The organism is Stenotrophomonas sp. YJH_SMC_138, assembly GCF_059369855.1.
This window is the reverse complement of record NZ_JCAFTB010000004.1, coordinates 372,422-384,610: the sequence shown is the minus strand read 5'-3', so window position 1 is coordinate 384,610 and position 12,189 is coordinate 372,422. Positions and strand designations below refer to the sequence as shown.

10 protein-coding genes and 1 pseudogene are annotated in these 12,189 nt (G+C 64.9%); 5 read left to right on the top strand and 6 right to left on the bottom strand.

Translation table 11 applies throughout. From position 1 onward, the window contains the following. The 4 genes and pseudogenes from AC5P7I_RS12050 to AC5P7I_RS12035 all read left to right on the top strand — a co-directional run. Window positions 1-390, top strand: a pseudogene (locus AC5P7I_RS12050) (methyl-accepting chemotaxis protein); the annotation flags it as partial. A gap of 37 nt (window positions 391-427) precedes the next feature. Then, complete coding sequence (locus tag AC5P7I_RS12045) at window positions 428-1,297, top strand: CheR family methyltransferase (protein ID WP_049407415.1); 870 nt, start codon at window positions 428-430, stop codon at window positions 1,295-1,297. Beyond that, window positions 1,294-1,890 (top strand): chemoreceptor glutamine deamidase CheD, encoded by a 597-nt coding sequence (cheD, locus tag AC5P7I_RS12040; protein WP_014037083.1) that lies wholly within the window; start codon window positions 1,294-1,296, stop codon window positions 1,888-1,890. The genes AC5P7I_RS12045 and cheD overlap by 4 nt, the downstream gene beginning before the upstream one ends. Next, window positions 1,887-2,960: a protein-glutamate methylesterase/protein-glutamine glutaminase gene (locus AC5P7I_RS12035; protein WP_014647016.1), complete on the top strand. Its 1,074-nt coding sequence runs from the start codon at window positions 1,887-1,889 to the stop codon at window positions 2,958-2,960. The genes cheD and AC5P7I_RS12035 overlap by 4 nt, the downstream gene beginning before the upstream one ends. A 137-nt stretch (window positions 2,961-3,097) precedes the next feature. Here the strand turns inward: AC5P7I_RS12035 and AC5P7I_RS12030 are convergent, their stop codons facing one another. From AC5P7I_RS12030 to AC5P7I_RS12005, 6 genes are all read right to left on the bottom strand, one after another. Next, window positions 3,098-3,211 carry a TonB family protein gene (locus AC5P7I_RS12030; RefSeq protein ID WP_232017610.1) on the bottom strand — a complete coding sequence of 38 codons (114 nt, stop codon included), beginning with the start codon at window positions 3,209-3,211 and terminating at the stop codon, window positions 3,098-3,100. Window positions 3,212-3,859: 648 nt separating this feature from the next. Beyond that, window positions 3,860-4,507: a hypothetical protein gene (locus AC5P7I_RS12025; RefSeq protein ID WP_262087539.1), complete on the bottom strand. Its 648-nt coding sequence runs from the start codon at window positions 4,505-4,507 to the stop codon at window positions 3,860-3,862. Between the two features lie 327 nt (window positions 4,508-4,834). Continuing rightward, window positions 4,835-5,662 carry a WG repeat-containing protein gene (locus tag AC5P7I_RS12020; RefSeq protein ID WP_262087535.1) on the bottom strand — a complete coding sequence of 276 codons (828 nt, stop codon included), beginning with the start codon at window positions 5,660-5,662 and terminating at the stop codon, window positions 4,835-4,837. A 142-nt stretch (window positions 5,663-5,804) separates the two neighbouring features. Continuing rightward, window positions 5,805-8,396 carry a bifunctional aconitate hydratase 2/2-methylisocitrate dehydratase gene (acnB, locus tag AC5P7I_RS12015; protein ID WP_014647014.1) on the bottom strand — a complete coding sequence of 864 codons (2,592 nt, stop codon included), beginning with the start codon at window positions 8,394-8,396 and terminating at the stop codon, window positions 5,805-5,807. A 43-nt stretch (window positions 8,397-8,439) separates the two neighbouring features. Next, complete coding sequence (locus AC5P7I_RS12010) at window positions 8,440-8,838, bottom strand: type II toxin-antitoxin system VapC family toxin (protein ID WP_005416402.1); 399 nt, start codon at window positions 8,836-8,838, stop codon at window positions 8,440-8,442. Window positions 8,839-8,844: 6 nt separating this feature from the next. Then, on the bottom strand, window positions 8,845-9,069 hold the full coding sequence (locus AC5P7I_RS12005) for an AbrB/MazE/SpoVT family DNA-binding domain-containing protein (RefSeq protein ID WP_005409505.1): 225 nt from the start codon (window positions 9,067-9,069) through the stop codon (window positions 8,845-8,847). 302 nt (window positions 9,070-9,371) lie between these two features. Between AC5P7I_RS12005 and acnA the strand changes: the two genes are divergently transcribed. Next, window positions 9,372-12,125, top strand: a complete 2,754-nt coding sequence (gene acnA / locus AC5P7I_RS12000) for an aconitate hydratase AcnA (RefSeq protein WP_169411802.1) — start codon at window positions 9,372-9,374, stop codon at window positions 12,123-12,125. Window positions 12,126-12,189: the final 64 nt, after the last annotated feature.

Here is a 12,189-nt window from a genome sequence, read left to right as displayed (position 1 = left end):
GGCGAGATCGTCGCCTCGGTGCAGCGCGTGACCGACATCATGGCCGAGATCTCTGCGGCCTCGCAGGAACAGTCGGCGGGCATCGAGCAGGTCAACCAGACCGTGGTGCAGATGGACGAAACCACCCAGCAGAATGCTGCGTTGGTGGAAGAAGCCACTGCTGCGGCACGCGCAATGGAGGACCAGGCCGGCCAGCTGGCTGACGCCGTGGCGATCTTCCGCCTCGACAACCAGGTGTCCGCCGCAGTGAAGGCCGTGGCCGCGCGCGCGGAGCCGGCCCGTATCACCACCGTGGCACGCCCGCAGCCGACCAGCACGCCCGCTCCGGTCCGCCGCAGCAGCAACGCCAGCACCTTCGCCGCCAGCGACAGCGACTGGCAGGAATTCTGAGACCCACCCGCGGCGGCTGCGGCCGCCGCCTCTGCCGATGGACACGTCCCCCGTGCAAAGTCCTACCCCCATCGTCACCGGCCCGCGCGAATTCGAGTTCGCCGACCGCGATTTCCGCCGCGTCTGCGACCTGATCTACCAGCGGGTGGGCATCGCCCTCGCGCCGGCAAAGCGCGACATGGTCTATGGCCGCCTGTCGCGCCGCCTGCGCACGCTGGGCATGCGCAGCTTCCAGCAGTACCTGGACCATCTGGAGCAGGAAGATGGTGACGAATGGCAGGCGTTCACCAACGCGCTGACCACCAACCTGACCTCGTTCTTCCGCGAACCGCATCACTTCGACAAGCTGCGCGAGGAACTCCAACAGCGCTCCAGCCGCGCCCCACTGCTGCTGTGGTCGTGCGCGGCGTCCACCGGCGAAGAGCCCTACTCGATGGCGATCACCGCCTGCGAGGCCTTCGGCACGTTGAAGCCGCCGGTACGCATCATTGCCACCGACGTCGATACCCAGGTGCTGGCCACCGCCGGCCGCGGCGTCTACAACATCGATCGCGTCGCCAGCCTCGATCCGGACCTGCGCCGCCGCTACTTCCAGCGCGGCAGCGGCCCCAACGAAGGCCAGTGCCGCGTGCTGCCGGCGCTGCGCGAACTGATCGAGTTCCGCCCATTGAACCTGCTCGCCCCGCGCTACGACGTCGGCGGCCCGTTCGACGCGCTGTTCTGCCGCAACGTGATGATCTACTTCGACAAGCCGACCCAGCGCGCCATCCTCGGTCGCCTGGTCCAGCACCTGGCCGATGACGGCCTGCTCTACACCGGCCATTCGGAGAACTACCTGCACGCCGCCGACCTGATCCAGCCCTGCGGCCGCACCCTGTACCGCCGTGCGGCAAAGGCCGGCGCATGAATGCCTCGCTGCGTACCGACGATGTGATGCGCTACCAGGATGCGCGCTTCCAGACCATCGCCGCCAAGCTGCTGCCGACCCAGTACCTGGTGGTCGATGACACCACTGCGCTGACCACCACGCTGGGCTCCTGCGTGGCGGCCTGCCTGCGCGACCCGGTGCTGAAGATCGGCGGCATGAACCACTTCCTGCTGCCGGAGGGCAACGCCGGTGACGGCGCACCCGCACGCTACGGCAGCTATGCGATGGAACTGCTGATCAACGACATGCTCAAGCGGGGCGCCCACCGCAAGCGCATCGAAGCCAAGGTGTTCGGCGGCGCCAACGTGCTCAAGGGCTTCACCAGCAATCCAGTGGGCACCCGCAACGCCGAGTTCGTGCGCCAGTACCTGCAGGCCGAGCACATCCCGATCATCGCCGAGGACCTGTGCGGCATCCATCCGCGCAAGATCTGGTTCTTCGCCGACACCGGCCGCGTGGTGGTGCAGCGCCTGCCGCATGCGCATGAGGCCGAAGTGGCCGCCACCGAATCGGCGGTGCGTGCGCGCCTGTCCAAGGCGCCGGTCACCGGTGGCGTGGAGCTGTTCGAATGACCTTTACCGGCAACGCCCCCTGCCGGGTGCTGATCGTCGACGACTCTGCCGTCGTGCGCCAGATGCTCACCGAGATCCTGTCCAGCGATCCCGCCATCGACGTGGTCGGCACCGCCGCCGACCCGCTGCTGGCCCGTGAAAAGATCAAGCGACTGGCCCCGGACGTGATCACCCTGGACGTGGAAATGCCGCGCATGGACGGGCTGGCGTTCCTGGAAAACCTGATGCGCCTGCACCCGTTGCCGGTGGTGATGATCTCCTCGCTCACCGAGCGCGGCGCCGACACCACCCTGCAGGCACTGGCGCTGGGCGCCGTGGATTTTGTGTCCAAGCCGAAGTTGGACGTGGCCCGCGGCCTGCAGGGCTACGCCGACGAGATCATCGCCAAGGTCAAGATGGCGGCGCGCTCGCGGGTACGTCCGCTGGTGCGCGCTGCCGCGCCGAAGCTCATGCTGGACGCCGCGCCCGCGATACGCCCGGCCGCGCCGCAGTTCCGCACCACCGACCGACTGATCGCGATCGGTTCCTCGGCGGGCGGCACCGAAGCGCTGCGCGTGGTGCTGGAAGGCATGCCTGCCGACGCGCCCGCCGTGGTGATGACCCAGCATTTGCCGGCCAGCTTCAGCAGTGCCTTCGCCGAACGCCTGGACCGGCACTCGGCGATGGCCGTGCGCGAGGCCAGCGATGGCGAAGCGGTGCTGCCTGGCCATGCCTACCTGCCACCCGGCGGCAAGCACCTGCGGATCATCCGCGACGGTGCGCGCTGGCGCTGCCGCGTCGACGATGGCCCGGCAGTGAACCGCCACAAGCCCGCGGTGGACGTGCTGTTCCGTTCGGTCGCGCAGAACGCCGGTGGCAATGCGATCGGTGCCATCCTCACCGGCATGGGCGACGACGGCGCACGCGGCCTGCTGGAAATGCGCCAGGCCGGCGCGCCGACGCTGGTGCAGGACGAAGCCACCAGCGTGGTCTGGGGCATGCCCGGCGCCGCGTTCAAGCTGGGCGCGGCCGAGGAACAGGTGCCGCTGGAGCGGATCGCCGAGCGATTGCTCGCCCTCGCCCGCGGCTGACAGGCCCCTGTAGAGCCGAGCCCACGCTCGGCTGCTTTTCAGGCCCGCACCGGCAAGCCGCGCGTAGGCTCGGCTCTATTGAACTCCAGCGTTGCGCCGCGAGCGTCACATGCAACCCGTTCGACACGCCCGTAACATCACCACAGCTTGAACGACACCGGCACGCGGATCTCTCCGGGCACCGGCACACCGCCTTCGCTCGCCGGCAGGTACTGCCACTTGCGAGTCGCCGCCTGCGCGGCCTCGTCCAGCTCCGGCCAGCCAGTGCTCTGCAGTACGGTGGCACTGACCTACTGCCCGTCGGCAGCCACCTGCACCATCAGGATCGCTTCGCCCTCTTTCTCATCGCGAAAGGCCTGTGATGGATAGCGCGGCGGGTTGTTGTGCTTGGTCTCCATCACGATTGATGCCGGCACGTGCGCGGGGGCGAACGTTCTCGACAACCGCTTGCTGCGTCTCCTGCTGCGCCATGGCGCTGTGGGCCATCATCACCGTGGCCAGCACCACCGCACTGCCAACGCAGCGCCAGCAGCGGGAGCGGCTCCCTCTCAATCGATCCTGCGACACCCGTGTACTCCAAGAAACGAAGCGGCAAGTCTAGCCCGGTGCATAACGAAGAGCCCCCGGCTTTCACCGGGGGTTCTTCGTTTACATCATCAACCGATCAGCAGGATCAGGCAGCGACCGTCTTGGCCGCGTCCTGGTATTCCTCGATCTGGTCGAAGTCCATGTAGCGGTAGGTCTCCGCGCCGCTGGCGGCGATCACGCCCACATCGGCCATGTACTCTTCCTTGGTCGGGATGCGGCCCAGACAGCTCGGGAAGTCGCCCGGCGAAGCCCGAAACCCCAGTGGAAAACGTGCATTCATGAGCACCATGGCTCATGGAAGATCTCCACTTTCACTGCTGTATCAGCCTTTCCCGCTTGACGGCCCTCTTCCGCTCCCTGAGCAGCATAACCACACCGGGATAGACGTACTCCTTGATCGATCTGAGGTCACGGGTACAACCGGGAAAGTGATAAGCGATGGCGTCCGCCTTCAGGCCCGACATTTCCTGTTCAAGCCAACCTTCGATGATGCTGGTTACATCCCCTACCCGATCGGCAATACCCGGTGCAATATAAGGAACAACAAACGTGCATGCCAAACGGTGATCACCTTCGTCAAGCAGCAGGTGGCCTGCGTCCTTCCACGCTGCAGCCATCGCGCGGCGCATATGCACACGGCAATCGACCGCCTCTCGACCAATGGGCTGCCACGCTTGCTTGGCCTCTATCGCAAACTGGTTCCTGCCATTTGTCAAAAGCAGATCGACTCTGCCCGGACTGATTGAACCACTCTCCACCCGGCCATGTGGCGCGCTGTCCTCCATCAAGTTGGCGCGGACACGTGCCCGCTTACTACTGCTGAACTCCTCAATGGCCATCCAACGGCCGGAACTCACCCTCCACGCAGCGCCCGCAAGGCTGCTCAACGTCGCACGTTCGTTGTACCACCAGAGCGCATCGTTCGAGTTGCGCCGGCTATACGTGGTAAGAATTTCCATCCATGACTCGACGACTGGCTTCAGCTTGGTAGCTGACCTTCCCGCTCCATGGAATCCAGCCAAACCACTTATGTCCTTCATTGTCCGCTTCCCTGTTCCGGTGATGCATCTCAGTTCAACGGGACATGATCGCCAATCGCCTTGAAAAAATCGAGAAGAGCACAGCTATCCGGGGCAGTTATCCGGAACCTTTGTATCGACGAGTTGACGACAAAGCGCAGGAAATACCGCGCCAGGCTTCAATCAAGGAGGTATCGGCGATGAACCTACCCTTGGTCGTAATGCGATGTAGGAACGTCCTGTCAGCCATTTGAATCGCGCCAGGCTTCAGCGACTCCAATCAGTCATGGTCCGACTATCAGCTGGACGTGGATGCAGGCTCGCCAGAACGGTCCCGTCAAGCTTGATCAGCTCCAAGGTCTGATCTGTCTTCAACGTCTCAAACAGACCATCCGCTTGATGATGAATCGATAGAAATCCCTGTTCGAACAGCGTCGTTCCTGTGTCTGGGTCAAGAAAATTAACCGTAACATCACCGGCACTGTTTCGGTCACGCACGAAAACCAAGCCCTTCGAAACACTCACGTAGCCGTAGCGGGGTGCCAGCCTCCACCGCCCCGACTCATCCAGCAGACCCCAGCGACCCCGCAGTGAGAGGGCATAGACCCTTGTTCCATCCGCCAAAAACTCCGGTGAGGGATCATGCGGCGTGAAATCAGCCACCGCATTACCGCGCAGATCGAGTATGTGATACCCGGGGTCATATCCCAGTCGTTCGAATGCCGCGACCAGATTCGGACCCAATGTTTGTATCCGACGGTAGCGAGGAGGAATCAGCCAAGCACCCGTAGGATCTATTACACCCCATCCTCCATCGGCTTGGGCCAACAGCAGTTGGTCATCCAGTCCTGCCGCGGTTTGAAAAGGCGCAAGTCGGTAGTACAGGGAAGACGAGATGCTGCCGTCTTCCAGCATCATGAAACGCACCCCCGCTTCGCCGGGCCTTTGATACTCGACGATCCTGCGGTTCAACGGATGCAGGCCTGCAGCGCGTTGCAGGGAGCGCAGCGCCCCATCCAGACCTACAACGTATTCATCATCTTCCGAACTGAAAATTACATAGCCTACTCGTTCAGCGAACTTATCTGTTTTCATACAGTGGCCTGCAGGCGTGGGAAACATCCTGCCCGCGCGCGTTACAATTTCTCCGAAAGTGCCCTGTCCACAAAAAACCCCCGGCTTTCACCGGGGGTTCTTCATTTCAACGAGATGCCGGCCAGCGGCCGGCACTACCGCATCAGGCAGCGACCGTCTTGGCCACGTCCTGGTATTCCTCGATCTGGTCGAAGTTCATGTAGCGGTAGATCTCCGCGCCATTGGCGTTGATCACGCCGATGTCCGCCATGTACTCCTCCTTGGTCGGGATGCGGCCCAGGCGCGAGCAGATCGCCGCCAGTTCCGCCGAACCCAGGTACACGTTGGTGTTGCGGCCCAGGCGGTTCGGGAAGTTGCGGGTCGAGGTCGACATCGCGGTGGAGCCTTCGCGGATCTGCGCCTGGTTGCCCATGCACAGCGAGCAGCCCGGCATTTCCATGCGCGCGCCGGTAGCGCCGAAGGTGCCGTACACGCCTTCCTTGGTCAGCTCCGAAGCATCCATCTTGGTCGGCGGGGCCACCCACAGGCGGGTCGGCAGGTCACGCTTGCCTTCCAGCAGCTTGGCAGCGGCGCGGAAGTGACCGATGTTGGTCATGCACGAACCGATGAACACTTCGTCGATCTTGGCGCCGGCCACTTCGGACAGGGTCTTCACGTCGTCCGGGTCGTTCGGGCAGGCCACGATCGGCTCGTGGATGTCGGCCAGGTCGATCTCGATGACGGCGGCGTATTCGGCGTCGGCATCCGGCTCCAGCAGCTGCGGGTTGGCCAGCCAAGCTTCCATCTTCTCGATGCGACGCTGCAGCGAACGCGGGTCCTGGTAACCCTCGGCAATCATCCACTTCAGCAGGGTGATGTTGCTGGTCAGGTACTCGATGATCGGTTCCTTGTTCAGGCGCACCGAGCAACCGGCCGCCGAACGCTCGGCCGAGGCATCGGACAGTTCGAACGCCTGCTCGACCTTCAGCTCCGGCAGGCCTTCGATTTCCAGGATGCGACCGGAGAAGATGTTCTTCTTGCCAGCCTTGGCCACGGTCAGCAGGCCCGACTTGATCGCGTACAGCGGGATCGCGTTGACCAGGTCACGCAGGGTCACGCCCGGCTGCATCTTGCCCTTGAAGCGCACCAGCACCGACTCCGGCATGTCCAGCGGCATCACGCCGGTGGCCGCGGCGAAGGCGACCAGGCCCGAACCGGCCGGGAACGAAATACCCACCGGGAAACGGGTGTGCGAGTCACCACCGGTGCCGACGGTGTCCGGCAGCAGCATGCGGTTGAGCCAGCTGTGGATCACGCCGTCGCCCGGGCGCAGCGAAACGCCGCCACGGGTGGAGATGAACTCCGGCAGGGTGTGGTGGGTCTTCACGTCCACCGGCTTCGGGTACGCGGCGGTATGGCAGAACGACTGCATCACCAGGTCGGCCGAGAAGCCCAGGCAGGCCAGGTCCTTCAGCTCGTCGCGGGTCATCGGGCCGGTGGTGTCCTGCGAGCCCACCGAGGTCATCTTCGGTTCGCAGTAGGTGCCCGGGCGCATGCCCTGGCCTTCCGGCAGGCCACAGGCGCGGCCGACCATCTTCTGCGCCAGCGAGAAGCCCTTGCCGGTGTCGACCGGCTGCACCGGCAGGCGGAACAGATCGGTCGGGGCCAGGCCCAGCGCTTCGCGCGCCTTGCCGGTCAGGCCACGGCCGATGATCAGCGGAATGCGGCCACCGGCACGCACTTCGTCGAACAGCACGTCGGACTTGACCTGGAACTCGGCGATCACTTCACCGTTCTTCAGCGCCTTGCCTTCATACGGACGCAGCTCGACCACATCGCCGTGTTCCATCTTCGACACGTCCAGCTCGATCGGCAGCGCGCCGGCATCTTCCATGGTGTTGTAGAAGATCGGGGCGATCTTCGAACCCAGGCAGACGCCACCGGCGCGCTTGTTCGGGATGAACGGAATGTCGTCGCCGGTCCACCACAGCACGCTGTTGGTGGCCGACTTGCGCGAGGAACCGGTGCCGACCACGTCGCCGACGTAGGCGACCAGATGGCCCTTGTCCTTCAGGTCGAGGATCTGCTGGATCGGGCCGCGCTTGCCGTCTTCTTCCGGGGTGAACGGCGCGTCGTCGCGCTTGTTCTTCAGCATCGCCAGGGCGTGCATCGGAATGTCCGGGCGGGTGGTCGCGTCCGGTGCCGGCGACAGGTCGTCGGTGTTGGTCTCGCCCGGCACCTTGAACACGGTGACGGTCAGGCTCTGCGGCACTTCCGGATTGCTGGTGAACCACTCGGCATCGGCCCAGCTCTGCAGCACGGCCTGGGCGTTGGCGTTGCCGGCCTTGGCCTTTTCCTGCACGTCATGGAACGCATCGAACACCAGCAGGGTCTTCTTCAGGCCGTTGGCGGCGATGGTGCCGACGCTGGCGTCGTCCAGCAACTGCACCAGCGGGGCCACGTTGTAACCGCCGAGCATGGTGCCCAGCAGTTCGGTGGCGCGCTCGCGGCTGATCAGCGGGTTCTGCTCGCTGCCCAGGGCGATCGCCGCCAGGTACGAGGCCTTGACCTTGGCCGCGTCATCGACACCGGCCGGCACGCGATGGGTCAGCAGGTCGAGCAGGAACTCGGCCTCGCCCTGCGGCGGGTTCTTCAGCAGTTCGATGACATCGGCCGTCTGCTGCGCGCTCAGCGGCAGCGGCGGGATGCCAAGCGCAGCGCGCTCGGCGACGTGGTGGCGGTAGGCTTCCAACATGACAACTCCCGGGTAATGCGTAGGTTGAAATAACAAAGTGGGCTCAGGCGTGCGGCACGATCAGCTTCAGGCCCTTGAAGTAGTCGCGGTAAAACGTGTCGTTCCAGGTGATCAGGCCGTCACACTGCAGCAGTGCGTGGGCGCCGACCATGAATTCGTCCAGGCTGCGGCGGCTGCCGCCGCGCTGGCGATGACGGCGGTGCATCTCGCCGGCGCGCAGCGCCGACTTGGCTTCCATCGGGTTGAAGTGCACGCCCATTTCTTCCAGCGCTTCGAGCACCTCGGCGCCGCCGCGCAGCGATGCGCAGACCTCGGCCAGGGTCGCGCCACAGACCACCACGCGGCCACCGACCAGGCTCTGCCGGAGGATGGCTTCCACGGCATCGGCCTGCGGACCATTGCTGAGCAGCTCGACCAGCACCGGTGAATCGACGGCGATCATCACGGCTTATTCCTCGTCACGCACCGCGCGTACCGCTGCGTCGGACGATTCGAAGCCGTCCAGCGCAAACTTGCCGCGCGCCCGTGAAATCGCATCGTCAACACTCTTGCGCAGGATGATGCGGCTGCCGTCCAGCTCGACCTTCAGCAGCGTGCCCTTGGTCAGGCCGAGGGCATCACGCACCGCCTTGGGCAGGGTGATCTGTCCGCGTTCTGCAACAGTGGCTTCCATCGGTAGGCCCTCCAGAGTATGCACAAATTATACATACTTCCCCGGGCATACTTCCACCCTGAACAGGACCGGCGCCCCGCCAGCCCTTGCCTCGCAAAGGATCGGCCACAAACGTGACATACGCCATACACCTTCCCCTGTAGTCTGGAACCGATGCCGCAGGCCGGGACCCGGCCCGGATGAATCCATTCAGTCTGAGGTTCATACTGGGACGACCGGGGCCGTCAGGCCCGCGGCGACCGCAAGCAGGCCCGCCCATGCGCGGGCCACTGCAAGCCATCCGCAAGAAGGAGTTACCCCGCATGAGCGATTCGTTCTCCACCCGCAGCCAGCTGAACGTCGGCGGCAAGACCTACGACTACTTCAGCCTGCCCACGCTGGGCCAGCGCTTCGATATCTCCCACCTGCCCTACTCGATGAAGATCCTGCTGGAGAACCTGCTCCGGCACGAGGACGGCGGTATCACCGTCGGCAAGGACCACATCGAAGCCGTGGCCCGCTGGAACCCGGCGGCCGAGCCGGACACCGAGATCGCCTTCATGCCGGCGCGCGTGGTCCTGCAGGACTTCACCGGCGTGCCCTGCGTGGTCGACCTGGCCGCGATGCGCGACGCGGTCGTCAAGCTGGGCGGCTCGCCGGAGCAGATCAACCCGCAGATCCCCTCCGAACTGGTCATCGACCACTCGGTGCAGGTCGATGTGTTCGGCAAGCCGGACGCGCTGGACCTCAACGGCAAGATCGAATTCCAGCGCAACCAGGAACGCTACGGCTTCCTGCGCTGGGGCCAGAAGGCCTTCGACAACTTCAAGGTGGTGCCGCCGAACACCGGCATCGTCCACCAGGTGAACCTGGAGAACCTGGCCCGCGTAGTGATGACCGCCGACAAGGACGGCAAGGCGATCGCCTACCCCGATACCGTGTTCGGTACCGACAGCCACACCACCATGATCAACGGCATCGGCGTGCTTGGCTGGGGCGTGGGCGGCATCGAAGCCGAGGCCGCCATGCTCGGCCAACCGTCGTCGATGCTGATTCCGCAGGTGGTCGGCTTCAAGCTGACCGGCAAGCTGCCCGAGGGTGCCACCGCTACGGACCTGGTGCTGACCGTCACCCAGATGCTGCGCAAGCTGGGCGTCGTCGGCAAGTTCGTCGAGTTCTACGGTGACGGCCTGCAGCACCTGCCGCTGGCCGACCGTGCCACCATCGGCAACATGGCCCCGGAGTACGGCGCCACCTGCGGCATCTTCCCGATCGACGCCGAATCGCTGAACTACCTGCGCCTGTCCGGCCGCAGCGAAGAGCAGATCGACCTGGTCGAAGCCTATGCCAAGGCACAGGGCCTGTGGCACGAACCGGGCAGCCCGCATGCCCAGTACAGCACCACGCTGGAACTGGACATGGGCACGGTGAAGCCGTCGCTGGCCGGCCCGAAGCGTCCGCAGGACCGCGTGCTGCTGGAGGACGTGCAGAAGAACTACCGCGAAGCACTGGTTGGCATGACCAGCAACCGCGACAAGCGCAGTGATGATGTTTCCTCGTTCGTCAATGAGGGCGGCGGCGCGGCGGTCGGCAACGAGCAGCTGGCCAAGGGCTTCGCCGACATCGAGATCGAAGGCCGCAAGGTGCGGCTGAAGGATGGCGCGGTGGTCATCGCCGCCATCACCTCCTGCACCAACACCTCCAACCCGGCGGTGATGATCGGTGCCGGCCTGCTGGCCCGCAATGCGGCCGCCAAGGGCCTGAACCGCCAGCCGTGGGTGAAGACCTCGCTCGGGCCGGGCTCGCGCGTGGTCACGGACTACCTGGAAAAGGCCGGCGTGCTGAAGGAGCTGGAGAAGATCGGCTTCTACGTGGTCGGCTACGGCTGCACCACCTGCATCGGCAACTCCGGCCCGCTGCCGACCGAAGTCAGCGCCGGCATCGCCACCGGCGACCTGGTGGTCACCTCGGTGCTGTCGGGCAACCGCAACTTCGAGGGTCGCGTGCACCCCGAAGTGAAGATGAACTACCTGGCCAGCCCGCCGCTGGTGGTGGCCTATGCCATCGCCGGCACCACCGACATCGACCTGACCACCCAGCCGCTGGGCACCGGCAGCGATGGCCAGCCGGTGTTCCTGCGCGACATCTGGCCGAGCAACAAGGAAATCGGCGATGTCATCGCCGCCACCATCGGCCCGGAGATGTTCAAGCAGAACTACGCCGACGTGTTCAAGGGCGACACCCGCTGGAACACCATCGCCTCGCCGGACGGCAACCTGTACGCGTGGAGCGGTGCCTCCACCTACATCAAGAACCCGCCGTACTTCGATGGCATGACCATGCAGACCGGCAGCATCGACGACGTGCACGGCGCACGCGTGATGGGCCTGTTCGGCGATTCGATCACCACCGACCACATCTCCCCGGCCGGCAACATCAAGAAGGACTCGCCGGCGGGCCGCTTCCTGCAGGAACGCGGCGTGCAGCCGGCCGACTTCAACAGCTACGGCAGCCGCCGCGGCAACGATGACGTGATGGTCCGCGGCACCTTCGCCAACATCCGCATCAAGAACCTGATGTTCGGTGGCGAGGAAGGCGGCAACACCCTGTACTACCCCGCCGGTGGTGGCCAGCCGGAGAAGCTGGCGATCTACGATGCGGCCATGAAGTACAAGGCCGACAAGGTGCCGCTGGTGGTGCTGGCCGGCAAGGAATACGGCACCGGTTCGTCGCGCGACTGGGCGGCCAAGGGCACCCTGCTGCTGGGGGTGAAGGCGGTCATCGCCGAAAGCTTCGAGCGCATCCACCGCTCCAACCTGGTCGGCATGGGCGTGCTGCCGCTGCAGTTCCGCAACGGCGAGAACGCGCAGAGCCTGGGCCTGGACGGCTCGGAAGTGATCGACATCACCGGCCTGCAGGACGGTGCCAGCAAGCGCGCCACGGTCACCGCGACCAAGGCCGATGGCACGAAGAAGACCTTCGAGGTCTCGGTGATGCTGCTGACCCCGAAGGAAGTCGAGTACTTCCGTCATGGCGGCCTGCTGCAGTACGTGCTGCGCCAGCTGGCAGCCAAGTAACGGAAAAGGGCCGGATCCTTGCGGGTCCGGCCCTTTCCGTCTGCGATGCCCCCCTGTAGAGCCG